Here is a 23,885-nt window from a genome sequence, read left to right as displayed (position 1 = left end):
AAAACTATTAACTTTGAATCTTTAAAACAGACATCATATTATAGACTTAACATAAAGCTTCTTGCAAAAATCAATGAAAAGAAACATTATTCTTGTTATAACATCTCTTTTAGTATTATCGTTACACGCTCAGACGACTGTTGTATTTGAAAAAAACGAAAAATTCGGGCTCAAAGTTAACGATAAGGTAGTACTAAAACCATCGTTCGATTATATGCATCCGTTAAAAGACGGCTTTTTTCTTGCTGAAAAAGATAAGAAAATAGGAGTGGTTTCGAAAAACGGAAAAACTATTCTACCTATCGAGTACGAAGACATACAGCTATTTGGCGACGATCATTTCAAGGTTATGAAAAACGGCTTATGGGGGGTTGTTAATGTCTTTAACGGTGTCCTTCTTCCGGCCGAACACAGTTCATTAAAGCAATTAACTTCCTTTTTGTGGGAAACTGTTGGTATAAACGGAAAAAGAGGGCTTTTCTCGAAATTCGGGCAAACGGTTTCTTCGGTATCCGATTGCGATGAGATTATCCCCATAACAGATAATCTTCTGCTAGTGAGATCGGGACGTAAAATGGGAGTTATCGACGACATGGGAAACACTCTTATACCTGCCTACTTCGAAAAACTGGAGCAGCTGCCTTTCGATAATCTGTATAAAGTTGTGAGAGAGGGTAAAATAGGGGTTATGGATATTTCGGGGCACACCATTGCAGAACCATTGTATGACGAATTAGACTGTTCGAATAAGCGATATATGGTTTTGAAAAGAGCCGGAAAATTAGGTTTCATAATAAATAATAAATGTATACCTGCCGACTATGATAAAATAGTTTTCGCTCAGGACGATCTGGGGGTTATTGCTGTGAAAAAAGGAAACCTAAATGGTTTTGTCACTATATACGGTTTAGTTATTCCTCCTATCTACGATAATATCAGTCGGTTCTCGCCTCGTGGGCATGCGTTTGTTGAGAAAAGGGGAAAACTTATGTTTGTCGACCTAAATGGCAAAGAACATACTTTACAGGAAGTTGGAGGAAACGGAGCTCGCCGCTAAATTGCAGATAATAAGAAATTATTCAAAATAACTAAAAAGATGGAAAATATCTTATTCTTACAATACCCCAAATGCGGAACATGCCAAAAAGCAGCCAAATGGTTATCGAATAATAATGTGAATGTTGTTGTGCGCGATATAACCACCAAAAACCCAACCGTTGCCGAGTTAACCGATTGGATAACAAGAAGCGGCAAACCCATAAATAAATTTTTCAATACATCGGGCAGAATATATAAAGAACAAAATTTAAAAGATGTTGTGAAAACAGCATCACCCGAAGAGCTGATTAAACTATTATCTACCAATGGCATGTTGGTAAAACGCCCCATAGTGGTTAGCGATAAGTTTGTTCTGGTTGGTTTCGATGAATCCGAATGGGCTGAAAGTTTGTCTCAATCTCGTTTTTAATAACTTTTGGGTAAACTTTTCTTAACTTGCAATTGTTATGTAAAAAGTTACTAAAACGGCGAAGAACAAACGTTCTGTACATGGAAGAAGAAAAAGGTATACAGAAACCGGAAAAGCGAAGTGAAAAAAGATATTATAAGACGATATTAAAAGTATTGTCTTTTATCGTTTTAGGTGTCATTGGGCTGTTCTTTTTATTGTATATATTACTACTCATTCCGCCAGTACAACACAAAGTTATAGATTTTGCCATATCGCAGCTAAAACCCATTGTTAATACCGAGGTATCTGTCGACAAAGCCCGCCTCAAATTATTCAACACCGTTAGCTTGCAGGGTGTCTATATCGAAGATCAGCGAAAAGATACGCTGGCTTACATCGGGAGTTTGGATGTAAATATCAATGTATTAAAGTTGCTAGGTAATAAACTGCAAATAAATTCGATCGATCTGGATAACGCTGTTGTAAACGTTTATCAGGATTCGGTTAACGCACCGTTCAGTTTTCAGTTTTTAATTGATGCTTTTGCCAGTAGCGACACTACGGCTCAGGATTCGGACAATCCGATGAAGATATCAATAGAAAACATCGAGCTAAAAAACGTTAGGTTAAACTATGATATCCTTTCCGAACCCGAAACACCTCATGTATTTAATTCTTCTCATATTTCTGTCAGAGATTTTAACACGCAATTGAGCCTGAGTTCTATCGATCCGCTAAATCTTGATGTAACTATAAAATTCTTATCGCTAGCTGAAAAATCGGGTGCTAAGATCGACAATTTAGAAGGAGTTGTTCTGTCGAAAAACGGAATGTTTTGGAGTAAAAAATTCACACTTACTCTTCCCGAATCAACACTTGATATTACCAACTTCGAATTCAACATATTCAAACAATCATTTCAAGCCGATATAAATTCCGAAATATCAAAAAACGACGTTGTTTATTTTGTTCCCAATCTGAAATACCTCAGAAACAAATTAGAACTGAAATCTTCTGTTTCGGGTAAATTACCTGCGATTTCGTTGGATAATTTAGAAATGAAATATGGAGAAGAAACATCCGTTCAGCTAAAAGCGTCTATTGCCGATTATTCCAACTACGGAGAAAACCAAATGAGTCTTGATATTGACAAATTCAAGATCACATCTGTCGCTATAACCGATTTTGCCCGTATTGGCGACTCAACTTTTGTCGCCCCCGAAGCATTAGATGCAGCTCAAGACGTTCGGCTAAAGGGAAATTTAAACGGGAAATTAAGCCGAATGAACATTGATGCCGAAGCATGGACAAATATCGGATCGGTACAATTAGCTGCTACAGCTTCGACTGACACAACATTTGAAGACATAAAAGGCGAAGCGCATATACAAACCCATAATTTTAATCTGGAGCCTATTGTAGGTACAGAAGCGGGATTGAAGCAATTAAGCATGCACTCAAATATAATACTCTTATCCTCTAAAAATTTAGGAGTAAAGGTTCAGGGTGTAATAGAAAATTTGCAATATAAACAGGATGAACTCCGGAACATCAGGTTTAACGCCGAATATTCGCCCTCGAAAACAGGCGGATGGGTAAACGCAAACCTGCCTATGGGTAAAATAGACGGAAAAGCGTGGATGATTCAGGGTAGAAACAAGGATATAGAATTCGACATAAATATCAGAGATTTGCTTGTCGATTATTTTTACAACAACCCAATGTGGGAAAACCCTAAACTGAACGTATCGTTAAAAGGAAATTTCAAAGGAGCCGACATCAGCCATCTTTCGGGTACTGCTTTAGTCGACAGCTTATGGCTGAGGGGCGATAACTTGAACTTTGTTCCGGGCCAGTTTCGCCTGCAATCGGGAAATAACGATACGGGTAAACGGTTTATAAACTTATCATCATCTTTTCTCGATGCAAGTATTCTGGGCGATTATTATCTGGAAGAGCTTCCTGCCGAGTTAACCAATATAATGAGCACTTATCTTCCTTCATTTTTCGCAGAAAATAAACGGCTAAAAAAATATAAGAATAAATTTGATATTGCAGTAACAATAAAGAACACCGAAAACTTAAGCAAAATATTCGATCTGCCGGCAACAATTATTACTCCGGCAACAATAACCTCAACTGTAAACACAGTTGATAAACGCATAAACCTAAGTGCCGATATTCCTCTTATCAGGTTTAACAATATGGAAGTACAGAATACCCGCATAGGCTTATATAATACCGACACAAATTTAGGGTTCGACGCATCGCTCAGGTTGCCGCAAGACACATCGGCTATGGATTTAGCTCTGGATATTGATGTGAAGTCCGATACTATAAAAACCCTGATGTCGGCTGTCAATAAGGGTTCGGAAGTGTCTTTGGATGGCAAATTTAATGCGCATGCTCATTTCAGGGAAGAAGGTAATGAGTTAGTTTCTTATTTGAAAATTTTGCCCACAAACGTAAATGTCGGTAAATTTCCGTTGGCCATACTACCTGCCGAAATAGAAAACAAAGGAAACCGAACCCAAATATCGGGGGTAGGACTGGCATTAAACAACAAGAAGTATTTCGCCATAGACGGGGTTGTCTCAGATAATAAGGAAGATACTGTAGGCATATATTTCGATCATTCTCAAATAGGCGACATTCTTACAGCTTTTAATATAAACAATATAAGTGCCGAATTAAATGGGGAAGTATTTCTCACTAATGTTCTCGGACCCCCCGAACTATATACAAAAGATTTGGCTCTTGCCGATATGATAATTTTTGGCGACACACTGGGAACTTTAAATCTCGAAAGCAATTGGAATAATACACAGCAAGCAATAAACTTCGATGCACAGCTTGTCAACAAATTATCCAACAGCCGTATAAACGGACATGTATGCACGGTAAAAGATTCGATAAATATGAATGTTGATATAGACAGGTTCTCGCTCAATTGGATTGAACCTTTTATGGCCGGAGTGCTTAACGACTTGTCGGGTAGCATAAGTAGTAAAATGAATATAAACGGAAGTATTGCGGCTCCTAAAGCTTCGGGATGGCTGGGTTTTAACGACACACATATCGGTATCGACTACACAAATGTAAACTACCACATATCGGATACAATAGCAGTGAACCCCACCCAAATAGGATTTGATAACCTGACTTTGTTCGACGAGAATAACAATAAAGCAACTGTACAGGCTGTAATTTCTCACAATAACTTTAAGGATATAAATTATACCCTGAATATGAAAATAAAGAATTTGCTGTTGCTTAATACTCCCAACCGCACCGACAGCTTGTTCTATGGCAGATTGTCGGCTAGTGGCGATGTAGAAGTAAAAGGAAATGCTGATAATATAGATGTAAAACTAAAAAACATAACAAACGGCAGAAATTCAAAAATGAATATTGTAATTCCTCAGGTTTCGTCTGCCTCAACATATCAGAGTATTGTTTATATAAATACTCCGGCCGAAGATTCATCGGCTATTATAACAATGCCAGCTAAAATGGAAACGTCCTTACCTTTAAAATTAGATATGGATGTAAAAGTAACTCCGGGACTTTCGTTAAGTGTGCTTCTCGACCCCATAACAGGCGATGCCTTACAAATGGAAGGTAGGGGGCAAATAAATTTCTCTTACGATTTACAAGCCGACAAGATGCAGGCTTTTGGCGATTATATAATTGAGGAGGGAACCGTAAAACTACGATTACAGAATATCAAAACACTAAATTTTAATATACGCGAAGGCAGTAAAGTCACAATGGCGGGCGACCCGATGCGATCGACTTTCAATATCACGGCATACCAAAGGGTAAGAGCAAGCCTGAATACACTGGATCCCAGTTTCGAGAACAACCGCATATACGTCGATTGTGAGTTGGGCATTAGAGGTAATATGCAGAAAATGGAATTAACCTACAATGTTACATTACCCGATTCGAACGACGATATACGGCAGAAAGTAAATAGTATAATAAACACCGATCAGGAAAGAATAAAACAATTTGCATACCTTTTAGCCACCGGATCTTTTTATCCGACGAACAATTCGGGAGGAAATGGCAACATGGTTACAGGCCTTTGGACAAGTGTTGCTTCCGGAGCATTATCGAAAGGGCTCGATTCATTGTTAGGAGGCATATTAGGTCGGCAGTTTCAGGTAGGGACAGAAATATCGTCGGAAGACGGATCGTTCTCGAATGTCGATATGCGGGTAAATGTTTCGACTCGTCTGTTTGACGATAAATTGAAATTAAATACTAATTTAGGGTATCGTACCGATCAGACAACAACCGACGAAAATCAGTTTGTGGGCGACTTCGATGTTGAGTACGAATTGACTCGAACCGTGCAATTGAAGGCTTTTAATCGTACAAACGACCGTATATACAAACAGGCGGAAACCACACAGGGCATAGGTATTGTATATACGAAAGAAGCTAAAAAATTGAAAGACCTATTTAGGTCTACCAAAAGAAAAAGAAACAAAGATCAGACTAAACAAAAAGATTAAGGCTTTGATTAAAGTTAAAAACATATCGAAAAAATACGGACAGATACAAGCTATCGAAAATATAAGCTTCGATCTGGGTGACGGGGAAATTGTAGGCTTGCTCGGGCCAAATGGAGCAGGAAAATCTACTACAATGAAAATCGTCACGGGTGTATTATCCCCCGACTCGGGAAGCGTAAACGTATTAGGCTTTGATATAAGCCAAAACCCGATAAAGGCAAAACAACGGTTAGGCTACTTATCGGAAGACAATCCGCTACCTTCCGAAATGTACGTACGCGAATATTTGGAGTATGTTGCAGGTGTATATAAAACCCCGAATATAAAAGACAAAGTTAGTAGCTGTATTGAACAGTTTGGATTAAAAAACGAATATAAAAAGAAAATACAGGCACTATCGAAAGGGAACAGGCAAAAGCTTGGTTTGGCGCAAAGCCTTATCCACAATCCCGATTTTCTTGTACTGGACGAACCCACAAGTGCACTCGATCCGGGTCAGCAGGAAGAGATTCAGGAAATAATAAAAAATCTGGCAAAATCGAAAACGGTATTGCTGTCAACACATCTGTTGCACGAAATACGAAACATAGCCTCTCGTATTCTGATAATAAATAACGGACAATTAGTTGCCGACGAAAAAACTGAAAATATAAACTCGGTAACAGATTTATACCATAGTGTAGTAAAATGAAAATAGTTGCAGATAAAAATATTCCTTATTTGAAAGGCATTGCCGAAATTTTCGGCGATGTAACATATATATCCGGCAGCGATATGTCGCAAAACACACTGAAAGAAGCCGACACGATTATTGTTCGTACTGTTACATATCTGGATAAAGATGTACTGGAAAATACAAACGTTAAACTTATATGTACAGCTACAATTGGTTTCGATCATATAGATACTGTTTATTGTGCCGAAAATGGAATCAGGTGGTATAATGCCCCCGGCTGTAATTCGGGATCGGTAATGCAATATATAGTATCGTCATTGTTTGTTATAGCCGAAAAAAAAGGGATAAACCTGAAAGAAAAAACAATTGGTATAGTGGGGGTCGGAAATGTAGGAAAAAAAGTAGCCCGCGCTTGTAGTCTGTTAGGTATGAGGGTTTTATTAAACGATCCCCCAAGACAAGAAACAGAGCAAAGCAATGAGTTTGTCGATATTGAAACAATAAAAAAAGAAGCCGATATTATAACATTTCACACTCCCCTGACAAAAGAAGGCAGATACAAAACCCTTCATCTTGCCGATGATGATTTTTTTAATACGCTAACTAAAAAACCGATAATAATTAATTCGGCAAGAGGAGGAATAATAGACACCAATGCTATAAAGCATGCCATAAAAGCAGAAAAAATATCGGGAGCCATAATTGATTGCTGGGAGAAAGAGCCCAATATAGATACGGAATATATGCATATGGTTGATATTGCGACACCCCATATTGCAGGTTATTCGGCCGATGGCAAAGCAAACGCAACCCGTATATCGCTCGAAAATCTGGCTCATTTCTGGAACTTACCCACTAAAGGTATTGATAAGGTAACTCCCCCCGAAATTGACAATTCATCTATAGATTTACGAGGAGTAGCTCCGGTAGAACAGGTTTCGTATGCAGCATTAAAAACATACAACCCGTTAGCCGACCAAACAAAATTATTAGCCAACCCGTCTGCTTTTTCGACATTGAGAGGAGAATATCCCATTCGGCGTGAGTACAACGCATATACGTTGGAAAATGCTGATAAAACATCGGAAAATGTATTATCCGAATTAGGATTTAAGAATGTCAGATTAAATAAGGAATGAAAAATGCCATATACATATTACTTGTAATTGTACTTGCATCGTGTAGTACATCAAAAAATATACCTGAAGGAAGATATCTTTTAGACAAGTATACTATAAAGTCTGACAATAAAAAAATTGATGTTGCCTATCTCGAAGATTATGTTCGCCAAACACCAAACTCTTCGCTGCCATTATTAGGGAAAGTGAGGTTGAAAATATATAATATGGCCGGACAGGACACAAGCAAATGGCTTACCCGCGTAGTAAGAAAATTAGGGAAAGAACCCGTGTTATATAGTGCAAGCCAAACTAATATTTCGGCAAACCAAATACAAAAAGAATTATCGAATCAGGGATATTTAAATGCACAAGTAGACACCCTGTTAAGGACTAAAGACAAAAAAATAGAAGTAACATATCAGATACAGAGTGGCACTCCTTACACCATACGAAAATACGAATACACAATAGACAATCAGGGGCTTGCCAGGATCCTGAACCGTACAAAGAGAATATCTCAGGTTAAAACAGGCGAGTTGTTCGATCAGGAATTACTCGAAACCGAAAGGGAACGCCAAAGCAATATACTGCGCAATGTGGGATATGAATCTTTCTCGAAAGAAAATCTATACTTCCGTGCCGACACAACGCTCAATTCGCATCAGGTAGATTTATTCCTTACCCTGCGCGAAACGCCTGATAGTTTGGCTTTCAGCCGTTTCAAATTCAGAAACATTACAATACTGAGTGGGTATGATGTGACGAACAACGAAAACGATAAATATTTTGCCAATCCCGATACTATAATAACAGACGGAATTACAATCGTAAGAGGCAGTAACAATTTCCTGCGGACTTCTACGTTATTACGCAACAATTATATCCGCCCCGACAAATACTATTCCGATTATGCGGGTTCACGTACGTTTAGTGCATTCAATGGCATTGGCATTATCAGGCAAACCAATATAAACTATACCGAAGTGCCAACTTCTGACAGTATTCAATTTATAGATGCCAGAATCACTTTGGCTCCGGGCAATATACACTGGTTTCAGGCAGGATTGGAAGGAACAAACTCGGCCGGAGATATAGGGGTAGCACCTAGTGTTGCATACCAGCACCGAAACCTGTTTAACGGAGCCGAAATATTTACAGTGAAGTTGAGAGGTGCTTACGAATTTATCACAGGAACGGATAACACCGACTTGTTAGGGCAAAATTATTATGAATATGGTATAGAAACAAGCCTGTCGTTTCCGCAGTTTCTTTTTCCATGGTTAAAGAAGTCGTGGCGGGAACAACCTTCGGCAAGTACGCAGTTTAGTGTAGGGTTAACAAACCAGCATCGTCCCGAATATACACGCCAGTTTTTTAACGGAAAAATTACGTACCGATGGTCTTCGAGTCGTAACCGGCTGAATCACACCATCAATCTAATAGATATAAACTATATCCGGATGCCTTGGACTTCTACGGCTTTCAATAATTACCTGACTACCGACATTTTGAAAGAAACTTATAAAGACCAGCTTATTGCACGCACAGGCTATAATATTACTTTTACTAAAAGCAGTGGATTCAGGTTTCCTAAAAACAGCTATACCATCCGTGCCTCTGTCGAAACTGCAGGGTGGTTGCCTTCACTTGTAGCAACAATGAATGGAGCTACTAAAAATAATGAAGGGCAAAAAGAAATTGTGGGGGTAGCTTATGCCGATTACATAAAGGGGACTTTCAGCTTTTCCCACACCCGAACCTTCGACCGTAAACAATCGTTTGCTTACAATGTAGCTTTGGGCGTTGCCAACCCGTATGGTAACTCTAATATATTACCTTACGAACAACGCTTTTTCTCGGGTGGAGCTAATAGCGTAAGAGGATGGAGCACACGCACTTTAGGCCCCGGAATATATAACGATACGGCAAGCTTTATAAATCAGGCGGGAGATATAAAACTGGATCTGAATATTGAATACCGTTATAAAATGACTTCCCTTTTCGAAATAGCAGGCTTTGTTGATGCAGGTAATATCTGGACAATAAAGAACTACGAAGGACAAAAAGGGGGGCTGTTTAAATTTAACGAATTCTATAAAGAAATCGCCGCATCGTATGGAGCAGGGCTGCGTGTCGATCTGGGATTTCTACTTTTGCGATTAGATACGGGCATGAAAGCTTACGATCCGGCAAGAGACGAAGGCGACAGGTTTATAATGTTCAAGCCGCGTTTACGAAATATGGCTTGGCATTTTGCAATAGGATATCCGTTCTAAGCAAAAGCTTTTTGCTATTTTTGTGTATGCAAGAATTAAAAACAAAATACGGCTTAGTTCTCGAGGGTGGAGGCATGCGGGGAGTGTTTACCTGCGGGGTACTCGATTTTCTTATGGATAACAATCTGTACTTTCCATATACTATTGGTGTTTCGGCCGGAGCTTGCAATGGCTTATCGTATATGTCGCGACAAAGAGGAAGAGCCAAGTTCAGTAATATCGATTTGCTGGAAAAACATCGTTATATAGGCTTGAAGCACTTTATTCGCAAGCGGAATATTATGGATTTCGATTTACTATTCCGTGAATTCCCCGAAAGCATCATCCCATACGATTACGATACCTACTTTTCGAATAACAACCGTTTCGAGATGGTTACAACCAATTGTCTCACGGGAGAAGCCGAATACTTTGAAGAAAAGACCGACAAAAACCGATTGCTGGATATAGTACGGGCATCGAGCAGTCTGCCTGTTATGTGCCCGATAGCTTATGTTGACAATGTACCGATGCTCGATGGCGGTATATGCGACTCGATACCCGTCGAGCGGGCTATAGATAACGGATACAAGCAAAATGTTGTTGTACTTACCCGTAACCGGGGGTACAGAAAGGAAAAGAAAGATATAAAAATTCCGTCATTCGTTTACCGAAAGTATCCTGCCATACGTGAAGCCCTCGGTAAAAGAAATGCCCTGTATAATGCTCAACTCGATTTGGTTGAACAGCTGGAAGACGAAGGCAAGGTTATAGTTATACGCCCCGTTGCACCCGTAACGGTAGACCGCATAGAAAAAGACATACAAAAGCTGAACAACCTATACCAGCACGGATATGAGTGTGCAAATAATCGTTTTAAAGAAATACAATCGGTATTGCAATAGGCTAAAAAAATATAAATTGAATATTTTTCGAATAAAAGAAAATATCTTTGTACTTGCAATGAAAAATTATGTAACAAAAATAATAGCCATATTCCTTGCCTCGGTTATATCCATAACCGGAGTGGAGGCTGTTGTTGCAAATTTTTGTTGCGATAATTGTATCACTCTTTATCACTTGGGCGAAACATGCCCCAAACACAATACAGAGATAAAGAAGCAACATTCATGCTGTAGCTCCCATAACGAGGATATCGAAACTACTGAGTGTATTGATAATCATGCCGACGACAATTGTTGCTCTATCGAACGGATTTCTATCGATTTAGACTCTGTTCATTTCAAACATCAGTTAAATTCACCATTTACATCAATCATTTCATCTTGGATAATAACAGATATTCAGGTTTTCGACAGGCTTTATACAACTAAAGTTCATTCGTACCCCGAAGATCCTCCCGAATTATTTACCCCCCGTACATATCTGGCTTTTATCCGTACATTAATTATTTGATTAATGGTTATACTGCTATGTCTTGCGATATAGTACAGGCTTTTGTGCCTTTATTTGTATAAATCATTATTTAAATAATTAGAAAATGAAATCTTTAAGAATAATAATATTTCTCGTAACATTTCCCTTATTACTACATGCCGAAAAGTATGTGAAGGGTTACGTATACGACAACGAAAGCAAACCCGTTATAGGTGCACAAGTGCATTGGGAGAATAAACAACAAGGAGTTGTATCGGACGATAAAGGCTTTTTTGAAATAGAACAAGCCGAAGGCGAGCATATGCTATGTGTAAACTACATTGGTTTTGAACACCAAACCGTGCACATACATAACAGCAACGAGATACAAAAAATAACCCTGAAAGAGAATACCCAGCTGGACGAAATTGTAATTACCAAGTCGGTTCCCGGGCGCATACATGGCAGGCAGGAATTATTGCAGACCGAAAAAATAGGAATAAAAGAGCTTAGCAGGGCAGCATGTTGTAATCTGTCCGAAAGTTTTGAGACCAATCCGTCTGTCGACATATCGTATAGCGATGCGGTTACAGGTGCTAAACAAATACAATTACTAGGGCTTTCGGGCACTTATGTGCAAATGCTGACCGAAAATTATCCGAATATGCGGGGAACAGCCGGTATATACGGTATGGATTATATCCCCGGCCCGTGGATGGAAAGTATTCAGGTATCGAAAGGTGCAGCATCTGTGAAAAACGGTTATGAATCTATAACAGGGCAAATAAACATAGAATACAAAAAACCTAAAACGGCCGATCCGTTAAGCCTCAATATATTTGCAAGCGATGCAGGCAGATATGAAGGTAATGCCGATGGCGCGATAGAAATAAACGACAAGTTATCGACAGGCTTATTTGTTCATTATTCGAACGAAATGCAGTCGCATGACGATAATGATGACACATTTCTGGATGCTCCTAAAAAGCACCAGTTCAATATAATGAATCGTTGGCACTATCAGACCGACAACTTTATCTCACAATCGGGTATAAAGGTATTGAACGATGAACGTTTCAGCGGACAAACACGCCATACAATAGGAGATGCAACGTATACTCCGTACGAGATAGACCTGAAAACCAACAGGGGCGAAATATTCTCTAAAAACGGATTCATCATCAATCCCGATAAAAATGAAAGCGTGGCACTTATTACGTCAGGGTCTTATCACGATTTGAAATCGAAATATGCTCAGGATAAATTAAACGTTTATCAGACCAACTTATATGCTTCGCTTATGTACGAACGTAATTTTGGAGATAGCCACAAACTGAGTAGCGGCTTAAGTATCAATTGGGATAAATATACGCAGAGCATAGATATTGCCCGTCTGAATCGGGGGAATCAGCCCGACAAAGAAACTGTATCGGGCGGTTATATGGAATATACATTTATGCCGACCGAAAAACTTACCCTACTTGCCGGAATAAGAGCCGACTATAGTTCGTTACACAATTGGTTTATAACTCCCCGTTTACATGCCAAATACGATATAGCTCCGTGGTGGACTTTACGTGCTTCGGCTGGGAAAGGTTATCGTACAGTATTTGCTCTGCCCGAAAACGGATACCTGCTTGCCAGTAGCCGTAAAATAAATATCGAAAACAACTTGAAACAAGAGAGCGCATGGAATTACGGTATCAGTGCGAATTTTTATATACCTATCGGTAACGAAGAGTTGGCTGTAACCGGAGAATGGTACTATTCCGACTTCTCGAATCAGGCGGTTATTGATATAGACTCGAACCCACACGAAGTTTCGATATACAACCTGAAAGGAAACTCGTATGCCAATAGTTTCCAGATAGAGGCATCGTACCCGCTATTCAGAGGATTTACTTTAATGGGTGCTTATCGTTGGACTGAAGCTAAAACCAATTATAACGGAACCGTTATGCGGAAGCCTTTAGTAAGCAGATACAAAGCACTGGCTACAGCCTCGTACGAAACACCTCTGCGTAAATGGCAATTTGATGTTACAGCGCAGTTTAACGGAGGAGGGCGAATGCCTGCCCCCGACGAAACTAACCCGTTATGGAGCAATCAATTTAAATCGTATACAGTATTAAATGCCCAGATAACAAAGTTTTTTCGTGATTGGAGCATATATATAGGAGCTGAAAATATTGGCGATTTTAAACAAAAGAACCCTATAATATCTGCCGATAATCCTTATAGCCCCGATTTTGATGCCACCATGGTTTGGGGGCCAACTATGGGACGCAAGTTTTATGCAGGAATACGATATAATATTAGTAAATTATAAAACTAAAAATGGAGAGGATAGAAATATATTCGAGTAAGAAAAAGAGCCTGTTATTATTTATAGGTTCGTTTATCTTTGTAGTAGCAGGACTTTTTCTACTGTTAAATGCTGATAATGTTGCAAGCGGCAGATATAGTAACCCTATATACATAAAAATAATAGCAACTATATCGGTGCTGTTTTTCGGATTCGGAATGTATGTTGCAGTAAAACGATTAATTAAAGCCAGGCTAACTCTTGTTATCGACGAAACAGGTATAGATGTAAATCCTGAAAAACCGATGTCTGCCAAAATTGAATGGGAAAATCTGGACGGCTTTTCGGAAATAAAAATACAGGGTACAAAGCTTATACTGATACATGTAAACAATTCGGATTATTGGATCGAGAACGAAAAAAATAAACTGCGGAAAAAGATGATGAGTTTTAATATAAGAAGTTATGGCACACCATTCAGCCTGTCAGCAAATTCGATGCAAATAAATCATACCGAGTTGATGAACTTGTTAGATGAAAGTTTGAAACAGAACAAAAATAAAACATTGTAAAAAAGAGTCAGGTATGTCAGGTTTTCGAAAAAACACATATTACAGGATATTATAAACAGGATGTAATTCTAGTAAGATAGGATGCAAAAACAATTAAACACATAAATATTGATATAATTATGAAAACAAAAATTTTAACATTGGTTGCTGTGCTTTTAGTAGCATTCGGATCAGCACTATCGGCACAGAATAAAAAGAAAAAGAATGATAAACAGGAAGTAACATTCGAAGTATCGATGACTTGTGAGAATTGCAAAAAACGTATCGAAAAGAATATTGCCTTCGAAAAAGGTGTTACCGACCTGAAAGTGGATTTACCTGAAAAAACCGTAACAATTGAATATAAAGAAAATAAAACCGACTCGGTAAAACTCCGGAAAGCAATAGAAAAACTAGGCTACGAGGTTTCGGCATATAATATAAAGAAAGACGACAAGCAGGAAGGCAATTAAAATGCAATTTATGTAAGGTTTGTAAGGTTTTTCTAAAAATGTGTTCTGCATTGCCCTAAAAGAGCTTTGTTATTCTAGTTTAGTAGGATATGTTATTTTGTTGAGGATTAAATACGGTAAGGTTTCTTAAGTTAAGAAATTACTTTTTACCTTTGAGTTTTGAATACTCATATTTATCAACCAATAAGGATGACAAAAAAAACTGAACCTTTTAAGGTTAAATTAACCCCTTATCGAAATAACCTTGGGCATATTATGCTTAGGCAGACTCAAGGAGGAAAAGGACTATCTTCGGACGGGCGTTATCGTTTTTATATAGATGAGGAGATAGAAGACCCCGATTTTTGGGTAGTACAGGGAAAAGGCATACGGCATGCCGAAAGTTGTCAGGTTTCACCTCAGAATACAATTTTGCTAAGTACCGAGCCTCGTTCTGTTTTAGTATATCCTCAGGCATACATTCGTCAGTTTGGCATGGTATGCACATGTCAGGAAAAAACTAAGCATCCTAATGTTGTAATGGCTCCGCCTGTTTTGCCTTGGTTTGTCGGTTACAAACAATCTTCCGGCGGAAAGTGTACGTATTCGCTCGATTATGATATTCTGAGCAATTCTCCTGCTCCCCCCAAAACTAAACTTATATCGGTAATAACAAGTGATAAGGCTTTTACAAAAGGGCATTTGGACCGTATCAGATTTGTAGAAAAACTAAAATTACATTATGGAGATCAGATAGATATCTTTGGGCGGGGGATAAACGATTTTGACGATAAATGGGATGTGTTGGCTCCCTATAAGTATCATATATCTATCGAAAATTCATCACAACCATATTATTGGACTGAAAAGATTTCGGATTGTTTTCTTGCCGAAACCTTCCCGCTTTATTACGGATGTACAAACCTGTCAGATTATTTTGCCGAAGATTCCTTTTTGTCAATCGATATTCACAACTTCGAACAATCGGTGCAGGTTATAGATTATGCTATAAATAACGATGTATACGAACAACGCAGGGTTCAACTCAATCATTGTAAACAACAGGTTTTAGGAGAGTATAATATGTTTAACTATATCGCAGGCTTGTGCGACAGGCTAAACCCCTCGTTACCGAAACAGCTAGTTACATTAGAGCCTTGTCGTTCGATGCAAAATTGGCATAATTTTTATAACTATACTATTGCCCGTAACTTGTTCAAATGGGAGCAAAAGATAAAAGGTATATTTGCACCTTCACCCTTAAATAAGTGATAGTATGGGAAAGATAAGGATAGAAATAAATCCCGAATATAAAACTAACAATGCTGTTTTGCAGTTTGTGGATGGTTTACCTGTGTCTTTCGTTAATGGTGGAGTTGTTTTGTATGACAAAAGAAATGTTATAAAACGTTTTGAACTTGATGCAAACAACGATGTATTGAAAGAAACAATTGTAAAGCGTTATAAGAAGCCGAACATTGTGCAACGCATATCGTATAGTTTTTTTAGAGAAAGTAAGGCAAAGCGAGCTTTTAATAATGCAACCAAACTTAGAAATAATGGAATAAATACACCTGTCGAAATAGCTTATGTTGAGCATTGGCAATGCGGGCTTTTTTGTTACGGCTATTACATATCGGGCAGCGACAATGCTCTGCCTATACGTGAAAGATTGGTAGGGTTGAAAGATTTTGATAAGGTTATGGCTGCAGATTTTGCCGCATTTGCCGCAAATCTTCATGAAAAAGGAATATTGCATCACGACCTTAATTCGACAAATGTATTATATCATCCTGTTAATAATGGACACTATGAATTTTCGGTAATAGATATTAACCGTATGGACTTTTGGCAGGAAGAGACTATCCCCAAAGAGATTTGCTTTGATAACCTTACCCGTTTTACCGGGCGCATGGATTTATACGAGTATGTACTTCGCCAATATGTGAAGGTTAGGGCTTGGGATCAATCGCTTGTAAAGGAGGCTGTAGATATAAAGATGAGGCACGACGAACAATGGCGAAAGCGAAAGGCGTTTTTACGGAAATTGAAATTCTGGAAGAAAAAGAAATAGAGAAAAAACGGAATTAAAACACAACATAAATATGGAAATTGAGAGAATCTTGGTTATAAGGTTTCGTAGGGTAGGAGATGCAATATTGTCGTCGGCTTTATGCTCATCTCTGCGTAAAACTTTTCCAAATGCCGAAATTCACTATGTTCTGAACGAAGAGATTGCTCCGTTATTTGAGGGGCACCCCGATATTGATAAAATTATTACATTCAGTAAAAAAGAAATGTCGGGTCTTTTTACTTATCTTAAAAAGGTGCGCTCGACAATGAAAACCGGGAAATATGATATTATTATCGATACCCGGGCTACTGTAAAAACAATGTTCTTTCTGCCGTTTTCTTTACGAACGAAATACCGTATCGGTAGGAAAAAGGAGTATAATATGTTTGCTCATAATTATAGGGTATATAACTACCCGAACGGAACCCGTAGCCTTTTGCATCTGACACTCGATTTACTTGACCCGTTAAACGCGGATTTTAATGTGGTTAAAGATGTAAATTTCAGGATATACGTAACAGACAAAGAAAAAGAGACCTTTGCCCGCTATATGGAGAGCGAAGGTATAGATCATTCAAAACCTGTTATTATATGTGCTATAGCCACCCGCTTAGAGCATAAAATGTGGGATAAGGATAAAATGTTGACTGTGCTGAACCGTATTCAAGAGAAATATCCCGAAGCACAATTGATTTTTAATTATGGAGGAGAACGGGAGAAGGCTTTGGTTAGCGAAATTTACGAGGCTTTAGGAAAGCCCAAAAACGTTTTTATTAATATCGAAGCAAAAACATTGAGGGAGCTGCCGGCAATGATGAAAAACGCCGATTTCTTTTTCGGGATAGAAGGTGGTCCTCGTCATATGGCACAAGCTACTCAGCTTCCGGCATTTGCTATATATCCGCCGGGAATTAATATGGTAGACTGGCTTCCCAATCCGTCAGAGAGTAATCAGGGGATATCGCTTATGGAAATAAAACCGGAAGCTGTAAATGACGATACTTTGACATTCGAACAGAAGTATGCGTTTTATGATGTGGAAACAATTTGGAGCAGGCTTGATAAAATGTTGGAAAGATTTTTATCTATTAAGTGAATAGCGGGGACCGAATGGAAAATAGTGAACTTTTTTACGAAGTTTCAGCTTACGTAACAGGTTTAGAGGTTTCTTTTTAATTTTCCCTTTATAGTTTTTATCAAAGTAATCAACAGCATCTAAAATGCGGGCTGACGATTTTCCGTCCTTAAACGGATGCACTTTATTCATAAAACTATCAATGTTATTCATTAATTGGTCGGGATACGACATCGCTGTTTCAATTGCGTTCTCTAACATTGAGGGTTCTTCAATATTAATCAGATGATTTGCAGGAAAGGTATTTCTTAAAGTTACAGCCGGTTTTCGTAACCATAAAAATTCATATATAACAGATGATGTATCGCTAAGCATCATGTCGGCTTCCTTGAATAAGGCAAGTTTATCTTCAGTTTCAGAAAAAACTGCATTTTCGTATGTTGCCGATAATTGTTTGTATTTATCAATTGTTTCTTTATCCATTTTGGGATGGAACGAGAATATCCATTTCCAATTGCGGGTTTTTATAAGCTCTTCTATCTTATCGTATAAAATATCTGCCGAATTCAACTTCTTTGTAAACGTAGGAGCATATAAAATAACTCTTCGCTCCGATGCCGGTTTGGGCGATAATGGTTTTAAGTAGTCAAGTTTGCTCCAGCCTGTATGAACAACTTTAAAAAATTTCAGTTGATTCTCAAGTTCTTCGAACTTTGGCATAAACATACTGCTTGTTACGCAATACAAGTCAAAAAAGCCTCTGATACGGTAGTGGTCGCCATAGTCGGTACGTTTATAATAAAGTCCATGAAATACTTCAACTTTTATACCCGGAAAGAAATCGTATACATAATTGCCGGGAACAAAAACTGCAGTCGGGTTATACTCCATCACTTCCTTTATGGTTGTTAACTGCTTTTCGTTTTCCCGCAAATATACGGGCGAAGAGTCTTCGATAAACCATGCAACATCATCTCCTCTGCTCCATATTTCGTCTTGTATAGGGCGCAGAATAGAATATGCATACGAATGGGCAACAAAAAGCAAGTATCGTTTCATAAATAAGCTTTTTTACTTTTTGAATATGTTTTGTATCTTTTTCGAAAAATTTGTAAGTCTGGTATAATCAAGCGATGGATTCAGCCTGTCGAATCCAAGGTCGCTTTCGGCATCTTCAATCGTCTGTATCGGATATACAAGTATGAAGTTGTTGTGTTTGAAAAAGTTATCCAAATATGCCGGTATTTGTTCCATCATAGGTGTATATGAATGTTCATTTTTTCTGCTCATCACAAAAATAAGATTATCATCGGCTTTTATGTCATTGGCCAGTATCGGAAAATTACTCCAGTCATGGAACTCATGAAATTCAGCGTATAATGGATATTTTTCCTGCAACACTTTCAAAAACGGGATAGTTTCGGCAGGTGCATAAAAAATCATCTTTGTCTTTCCGTTAAGCCCGATATTCCAAACCTTAGTCAGCCAAAAAGAAAAGCCAATCTCTTTGTCTGCGTTTTGAGGGATAAAAACTAAATGGCGTTTAACGGTTGCTAAAGGTTGAAATCCCCGATATATAAATACTGTGGTATGATTGCATTTTGTTAAAAGATTTTCCGTTACCATCCCCAGAAAAGAGTCGGAAATGTCTTTTTTCTGATGCAGGCCAAGCACAAGATCGGTTATCTTATGTTCTTTTACCACGCCTGTAATAGCATTAGGTATATCAATATCGTAACGGACTAATCCTGTAACTTGATTGTCGGCCGAAGCTGCTATATCTGTTGCGTTCTCTATTATTTTCTGTGCTTTTTTCTCACTTACTTCATTAATCTCGGTAGTGTTGCTTATGATGTTTAAGGCATACAGATTGTTCTTCGACTTAGAGTTTTTAAGCACCATGCTTAGGCGGGTTAGCCTTGTTGCCATTTCCGGATTATTGACAGGAATGAGAAACTTTTCTTCGTTAATAGAGTTGTCAGCTTCGATAACGGTAAGTTCACTTTTAGTTATATTCTGGGCGGCATTTTGTGTTGTTACAGAAGATACCGTGCATGTTACCAATATCATCAATACGGTGGCATTCAGTACCTCTTCGGTCAATAATCCGAGTTGCATACCTATAAGCACAATAGCCAAAGTTGCTGCTGCCCGCGAACTGCTTAATCCAAAAATAAGGCCTCGTTGATCGGACGAAAACTTAAACATCTTTTGAGTTAAATATGCCGCGCCATATTTACCTAATAAAGCCAAGATGGTTATTATTACAGCAATGCCTATCGAATTTGGGTGGCTTATCAAGGCATCTATATTGATAAGCATACCTACGCCGATGAGGAAGAAGGGGATGAACAAGGCATTGCCTATGAATTCTATCCTGTTCATTAAGGGCGATGTTTTAGGTATTAACCTATTCAGTGCCAGTCCGGCAAAAAATGCCCCGATAATTCCTTCTATCTTGGCATTCATAGCCAGTATGGCAGCAAAGAATACTACCGATAGGACAAATATGTATTGCAAAATATTATCGCTTATCTTTTTGAAGAAATAGCGCCCTATAATAGGGATAATGAATAATGTGATGAATAAGAAGATGGTGAAAGATACAATAAGGCGAATCCAAAAATCAGAAGAGATGTCTCCGCCTATCATTCCTGTAACGATAGATAACACTAAAAGAGCTAAGGTGTCGGTTATAACAGTTCCCCCTACAGTGACATTGACTGCGAGGTTTTTGGCTATCCCGAACTTGCTAATTATAGGATAACTGATTAATGTATGAGAGGCAAACATACTCCCTATTAAGAACGAATTTACTAATGGAAAGTCGAGAACATATATACCTGTTAAAACGCCAAGTGTAAAGGGTAATACGAATGTAAGAGATCCAAATGCCAGACTTTTAGTGCTGTTTCTCTTAAAATCGTTCAGATCCATTTCCAACCCGGCAAGGAACATAATGTATAAGAGCCCCACTGTTCCGAAAAGCTCGAAACTACTATCCCGAAGTATCAGGTTAAAGCCGTTTGGCCCGATAATCGCTCCTGCGATTATTAACCCAATCAGATGCGGTACCCTTAGTTTGTTAAGGAGTAAGGGCGTCAGTAGTATAATAACTAATATCAGCGAGAATATTAGTATGGGGTCGGTAAACGGTAACTTAAATTCTGTTATCGATAGTAATATATTCATTAAGTTATGGTGTTGTTTGTATGTTATAAATGCAATAGAACAACCTTTAGATGCACAAAATACACCTTTACTTATTCGGGATTAGTATACAACGAGGCATAACAAGTGGGCTATACTCCTTGATGCTCTTTCCTGAGTAAGTCGTTTACAACTTTTACCGGATTAAATGTTTCGATTGGAACTTCTACAAATATAGTGTTCCAGTCAGACATAGCTCCGTTCCACAATCCGGGAAGTTCCAGAGCCTTAAGTTCGCGTCCGCTCTTAGATTTGAACGAGATAAAGCCGGTGTTTTTATCAACATATTTTCTCAAATCGAATTTATCTCCTTTGTAGTTTCGTACTCCACATACCAAATCTACCGGATTAAAATGCGTTCCTTGATTAAACATCGCTACTTTCGCAGGGTCGTTCATGTCTATTTGCGAACTCTCCAATATTTGAGGCGAGATAGTTCCGTCGCTATTTACTGTAAGGAATGGGCCTCCACCGGGTTCTCCTACATTTTTTACCATTCCGCAAACCCTTATTGGTCTGTTCAGTTTATGTTTGAGATATAAAACCAGTTCAACGTCTTCGAGCAGCTTTGTTTCAGGGTTTTTAATATTCAATGTATTTTGAACAAAGTGCAACACCTCAAGAAGCTGATCATGTGTATAATCTCCCGAGTCTATAAGTTTCATATACTCAAAAGCTTGTTGCTGAACACTGACTAACACTCCGGCCAATAGCTTTTTATATCTTGTTTCGGTTGTCTTGAAAGCGTCAGGTACCACATTGTCTATATTCTTGATGAATATGATGTCGCCATTCAAATCATTTAAGTTTTCTATAAGGGCTCCATGTCCGCCCGGACGGAACAACAACTCTCCTTTGTCTCTGAATGGTTCATTGTTTAAGTCTACAGCAATGGTATCTGTTTTAGGCTTTTGTTCGCTGAAGCTTACATTGTATTTTATTTTCAGCTTATTTTCATAATGAGCTTTCTTCTCTTCAATAAGAGTTTCAAACAACGCGTGATGTTCCGGCGAAACAGTAAAATGTATATTAACCGAATTGTTACTGTTCTTTGCATACAAAGCCCCCTCAGTAAGATGTTCTTCTACGGGAGTCCGAATTTCATCTGAATAACGATGAAATTTGAGCAAGCCTTTTGGCAAGGCTCCGTAATTTAGTCCTTGGCTAAGCAACAGGCTTCTGACAATATTCTTATATTCGCCCAAGGATATAAGTTCTGTTATGTTTTTTTCATAATTGCTTATACAAGCTGCGTTTAATTCGTCATAGAATGCAAACTTCTGAATATTATCAAAGAAAGTTAGCTCTGTTTCGTTTTGAGGCTTATTGTATGGTGCGTCTATAAACTCGAAGAGGCTTTTAAACATGCGGCTTGCAGCGCCCGAAGCGGGAACAAATTTTATGATTTGCTTGCCTGAAACAGAATAATCATCCCAGATTTTTAAATATACACTTTCGTCTTTTACTTTAGTAATTCCCTTTTCTGTTGATGCTGCAGCTATTAACTCCAGAAATGGAAATCCCGATTTAAAAAAGTTCAATTGTTCTTGTATATCCTGTTCCGAAACATTTTTCTGCTTTAATAGATTTTTGTCATTTTCATTGAAAATAGTTCCCATATCTTCCTTTTGTTTTTTTGTTTACTTATGTACAAAAATAGCGAATTAATAGGAAATAAACGACAATAGAAAAGCAAACTTGTATACTTAAAGCTTGCTTTTACATTATTTATATGGCAAAATATTCGATTTACAGCCCAGCGTTTCGAGAACCCGATTTTTTGTGCTGAAACGCAAAATAAACGCCTAAAAGTATTACGCAGATAAATATATCAGTTGATCCAAATGTGTATGATGTTAATTCTGACTTTTCTAGCGATACAGTTTCGCGATAGGGTTTGATGTTTTCTACTGTTGCTCCGCAATCTTCGTTCCGGGATGAAGCATAACTGTCACCTATTGGAAGAAAGTTTGTCGATGCCGGACTTGCATAAGTAAGAATGGGCAATAATATTAGGACTACCAACAACAAATACTTTTTTATATTTGTTAAGTTTTGCATGTGTTTGTACTTCTGTATGTATATAAATACTAAAAAAACGATTATACCAACGCAAATTTAATACCTTTTTTGAATAAAGCAAAAAAATACTCTAAAAATTTAAGTATTTGGGTTTCACTAATATAACATTTTGTTTGTCGAGGTAGTTCAAAACAATAAAATCGCCGATTTTTTTATTAGGATATAATTTGAGTATGTCGGTTTTTTTAATAGCTTTTATAAATACAGAATTCTCGGTGTTGTGACCTGATTCTGAGTGGGTTATTTCGGGTGATTCTATGCTTGCTTTTTTCCCAAGATCACTAATGAAGTGCTTGTCGTGCCTTTTGTCCGATAATGTAGACACCATATAATAATTTTTGTCTTTTTCATCGAATATTTGTGCTAAACAAAGCTTAAAGGTGCCATCTTTTTTAAACATTGATGTTTGAAAATGCTTTTTGGTCGCTTTTAGCCAAATAGCCCCCAGTAGTAATAATACAACAAAAGGTATAGCTTGTAGTGTTATCAGGCTATCTATATTCAGTAAATATAATAATCCCAGAAGCGCTACAAATAGTAATGCCGAGGGAGGGTAGATAGCTGGTTTTTTGAACCAGAACATTTTTGGTATACTCGCTTTTCTGAATTTCGGATCTTTTTCCAGTTTACTTAAATCTGATGCTCTCATAAATATATCGTGAACTTTTTGCAAAAGAAGTAATTCTTTTTTTATTTGTATGTCTCTTGTTTTTATCGATTATGTATTATTCTAC

At 38.0% G+C, this 23,885-nt stretch carries 19 protein-coding genes; 14 read left to right on the top strand and 5 right to left on the bottom strand.

Annotation, left to right across the window (positions count from 1 at the left end; translation table 11 throughout):
* The first annotated feature begins 73 nt into the window (after positions 1 to 73).
* The 14 genes from D0T53_RS04575 to D0T53_RS04510 all read left to right on the top strand — a co-directional run bounded on the left by D0T53_RS04575 (position 74) and on the right by D0T53_RS04510 (position 17,880).
* Positions 74 to 1,057 (top strand): WG repeat-containing protein, encoded by a 984-nt coding sequence (locus D0T53_RS04575; protein WP_163265542.1) that lies wholly within the window; start codon positions 74 to 76, stop codon positions 1,055 to 1,057.
* 39 nt (positions 1,058 to 1,096) lie between these two features.
* Positions 1,097 to 1,468, top strand: coding sequence for an arsenate reductase family protein (locus tag D0T53_RS04570; protein WP_163265540.1), 372 nt, complete (start codon positions 1,097 to 1,099; stop codon positions 1,466 to 1,468).
* An 80-nt stretch (positions 1,469 to 1,548) separates the two neighbouring features.
* The gene (locus tag D0T53_RS04565; RefSeq protein WP_163265538.1) at positions 1,549 to 5,973 is read left to right on the top strand and encodes a translocation/assembly module TamB domain-containing protein; all 4,425 of its coding nucleotides are present in this window, start codon (positions 1,549 to 1,551) and stop codon (positions 5,971 to 5,973) included.
* A 4-nt stretch (positions 5,974 to 5,977) separates the two neighbouring features.
* Positions 5,978 to 6,664 carry an ABC transporter ATP-binding protein gene (locus D0T53_RS04560; RefSeq protein ID WP_163265536.1) on the top strand — a complete coding sequence of 229 codons (687 nt, stop codon included), beginning with the start codon at positions 5,978 to 5,980 and terminating at the stop codon, positions 6,662 to 6,664.
* Positions 6,661 to 7,788 (top strand): 4-phosphoerythronate dehydrogenase PdxB, encoded by a 1,128-nt coding sequence (gene pdxB / locus D0T53_RS04555; RefSeq protein WP_163265534.1) that lies wholly within the window; start codon positions 6,661 to 6,663, stop codon positions 7,786 to 7,788. The genes D0T53_RS04560 and pdxB overlap by 4 nt, the downstream gene beginning before the upstream one ends.
* Positions 7,785 to 10,046, top strand: coding sequence for a BamA/TamA family outer membrane protein (locus D0T53_RS04550; RefSeq protein WP_163265532.1), 2,262 nt, complete (start codon positions 7,785 to 7,787; stop codon positions 10,044 to 10,046). Before pdxB ends, D0T53_RS04550 begins: the two co-directional genes overlap by 4 nt.
* A gap of 26 nt (positions 10,047 to 10,072) precedes the next feature.
* Positions 10,073 to 10,930 carry a patatin family protein gene (locus D0T53_RS04545; protein ID WP_163265530.1) on the top strand — a complete coding sequence of 286 codons (858 nt, stop codon included), beginning with the start codon at positions 10,073 to 10,075 and terminating at the stop codon, positions 10,928 to 10,930.
* 58 nt (positions 10,931 to 10,988) lie between these two features.
* A complete protein-coding gene (locus D0T53_RS04540; RefSeq protein WP_163265528.1) occupies positions 10,989 to 11,441 on the top strand; it encodes a hypothetical protein in 453 nt (150 codons plus the stop codon).
* Positions 11,442 to 11,526: 85 nt separating this feature from the next.
* Positions 11,527 to 13,731 (top strand): TonB-dependent receptor, encoded by a 2,205-nt coding sequence (locus D0T53_RS04535; protein WP_163265526.1) that lies wholly within the window; start codon positions 11,527 to 11,529, stop codon positions 13,729 to 13,731.
* An 8-nt stretch (positions 13,732 to 13,739) separates the two neighbouring features.
* Positions 13,740 to 14,279: an STM3941 family protein gene (locus tag D0T53_RS04530; protein WP_163265524.1), complete on the top strand. Its 540-nt coding sequence runs from the start codon at positions 13,740 to 13,742 to the stop codon at positions 14,277 to 14,279.
* A 119-nt stretch (positions 14,280 to 14,398) separates the two neighbouring features.
* On the top strand, positions 14,399 to 14,731 hold the full coding sequence (locus D0T53_RS04525; protein WP_163265522.1) for a heavy-metal-associated domain-containing protein: 333 nt from the start codon (positions 14,399 to 14,401) through the stop codon (positions 14,729 to 14,731).
* A gap of 189 nt (positions 14,732 to 14,920) precedes the next feature.
* Positions 14,921 to 15,982 (top strand): glycosyltransferase family 10 domain-containing protein, encoded by a 1,062-nt coding sequence (locus tag D0T53_RS04520; RefSeq protein ID WP_163265520.1) that lies wholly within the window; start codon positions 14,921 to 14,923, stop codon positions 15,980 to 15,982.
* A 4-nt stretch (positions 15,983 to 15,986) separates the two neighbouring features.
* Entirely contained in the window at positions 15,987 to 16,784 is a 798-nt protein-coding gene (locus D0T53_RS04515) for a lipopolysaccharide kinase InaA family protein (RefSeq protein WP_163265518.1), read from the top strand.
* Between the two features lie 31 nt (positions 16,785 to 16,815).
* Positions 16,816 to 17,880 (top strand): glycosyltransferase family 9 protein, encoded by a 1,065-nt coding sequence (locus D0T53_RS04510; RefSeq protein ID WP_163265516.1) that lies wholly within the window; start codon positions 16,816 to 16,818, stop codon positions 17,878 to 17,880.
* Here D0T53_RS04510 and D0T53_RS04505 read toward each other — a convergent pair.
* The 5 genes from D0T53_RS04505 to D0T53_RS04485 all read right to left on the bottom strand — a co-directional run bounded on the left by D0T53_RS04505 (position 17,866) and on the right by D0T53_RS04485 (position 23,800).
* On the bottom strand, positions 17,866 to 18,918 hold the full coding sequence (locus D0T53_RS04505) for a CDP-glycerol glycerophosphotransferase family protein (RefSeq protein WP_163265514.1): 1,053 nt from the start codon (positions 18,916 to 18,918) through the stop codon (positions 17,866 to 17,868). The genes D0T53_RS04510 and D0T53_RS04505 overlap by 15 nt on opposite strands.
* Before the next feature lie 12 nt (positions 18,919 to 18,930).
* Positions 18,931 to 21,051 carry a cation:proton antiporter gene (locus D0T53_RS04500; RefSeq protein ID WP_163265512.1) on the bottom strand — a complete coding sequence of 707 codons (2,121 nt, stop codon included), beginning with the start codon at positions 21,049 to 21,051 and terminating at the stop codon, positions 18,931 to 18,933.
* Positions 21,052 to 21,161: 110 nt separating this feature from the next.
* A complete protein-coding gene (locus tag D0T53_RS04495; protein ID WP_370457786.1) occupies positions 21,162 to 22,679 on the bottom strand; it encodes a DUF4301 family protein in 1,518 nt (505 codons plus the stop codon).
* 139 nt (positions 22,680 to 22,818) lie between these two features.
* The gene (locus D0T53_RS04490) at positions 22,819 to 23,130 is read right to left on the bottom strand and encodes a hypothetical protein (RefSeq protein WP_163265508.1); all 312 of its coding nucleotides are present in this window, start codon (positions 23,128 to 23,130) and stop codon (positions 22,819 to 22,821) included.
* A gap of 91 nt (positions 23,131 to 23,221) precedes the next feature.
* Complete coding sequence (locus tag D0T53_RS04485) at positions 23,222 to 23,800, bottom strand: hypothetical protein (RefSeq protein ID WP_163265506.1); 579 nt, start codon at positions 23,798 to 23,800, stop codon at positions 23,222 to 23,224.
* Between the last annotated feature and the right edge of the window lie 85 nt (positions 23,801 to 23,885).

This window comes from Dysgonomonas sp. 216 (assembly GCF_010501065.1).
Classification (GTDB): domain Bacteria; phylum Bacteroidota; class Bacteroidia; order Bacteroidales; family Dysgonomonadaceae; genus QVMM01.
This window is presented reverse-complemented; position numbering and strand designations above follow the sequence as displayed.

Excerpts from the sequence above, each read along its gene's own strand:
- D0T53_RS04575 (WP_163265542.1), top strand. The coding sequence starts at position 74 with ATGAAAAGAAACATTATTCTTGTTATAACATCTCTTTTAGTATTATCG.
- D0T53_RS04570 (WP_163265540.1), top strand. The coding sequence starts at position 1,097 with ATGGAAAATATCTTATTCTTACAATACCCCAAATGCGGAACATGCCAA.
- D0T53_RS04565 (WP_163265538.1), top strand. The coding sequence starts at position 1,549 with ATGGAAGAAGAAAAAGGTATACAGAAACCGGAAAAGCGAAGTGAAAAA.
- pdxB (WP_163265534.1), top strand. The coding sequence starts at position 6,661 with ATGAAAATAGTTGCAGATAAAAATATTCCTTATTTGAAAGGCATTGCC.
- D0T53_RS04550 (WP_163265532.1), top strand. The coding sequence starts at position 7,785 with ATGAAAAATGCCATATACATATTACTTGTAATTGTACTTGCATCGTGT.
- D0T53_RS04545 (WP_163265530.1), top strand. The coding sequence starts at position 10,073 with ATGCAAGAATTAAAAACAAAATACGGCTTAGTTCTCGAGGGTGGAGGC.
- D0T53_RS04540 (WP_163265528.1), top strand. The coding sequence starts at position 10,989 with ATGAAAAATTATGTAACAAAAATAATAGCCATATTCCTTGCCTCGGTT.
- D0T53_RS04535 (WP_163265526.1), top strand. The coding sequence starts at position 11,527 with ATGAAATCTTTAAGAATAATAATATTTCTCGTAACATTTCCCTTATTA.
- D0T53_RS04530 (WP_163265524.1), top strand. The coding sequence starts at position 13,740 with ATGGAGAGGATAGAAATATATTCGAGTAAGAAAAAGAGCCTGTTATTA.
- D0T53_RS04525 (WP_163265522.1), top strand. The coding sequence starts at position 14,399 with ATGAAAACAAAAATTTTAACATTGGTTGCTGTGCTTTTAGTAGCATTC.
- D0T53_RS04520 (WP_163265520.1), top strand. The coding sequence starts at position 14,921 with ATGACAAAAAAAACTGAACCTTTTAAGGTTAAATTAACCCCTTATCGA.
- D0T53_RS04515 (WP_163265518.1), top strand. The coding sequence starts at position 15,987 with ATGGGAAAGATAAGGATAGAAATAAATCCCGAATATAAAACTAACAAT.
- D0T53_RS04510 (WP_163265516.1), top strand. The coding sequence starts at position 16,816 with ATGGAAATTGAGAGAATCTTGGTTATAAGGTTTCGTAGGGTAGGAGAT.
- D0T53_RS04505 (WP_163265514.1), bottom strand. The coding sequence starts at position 18,918 with ATGAAACGATACTTGCTTTTTGTTGCCCATTCGTATGCATATTCTATT.
- D0T53_RS04500 (WP_163265512.1), bottom strand. The coding sequence starts at position 21,051 with ATGAATATATTACTATCGATAACAGAATTTAAGTTACCGTTTACCGAC.
- D0T53_RS04490 (WP_163265508.1), bottom strand. The coding sequence starts at position 23,130 with ATGCAAAACTTAACAAATATAAAAAAGTATTTGTTGTTGGTAGTCCTA.
- D0T53_RS04485 (WP_163265506.1), bottom strand. The coding sequence starts at position 23,800 with ATGAGAGCATCAGATTTAAGTAAACTGGAAAAAGATCCGAAATTCAGA.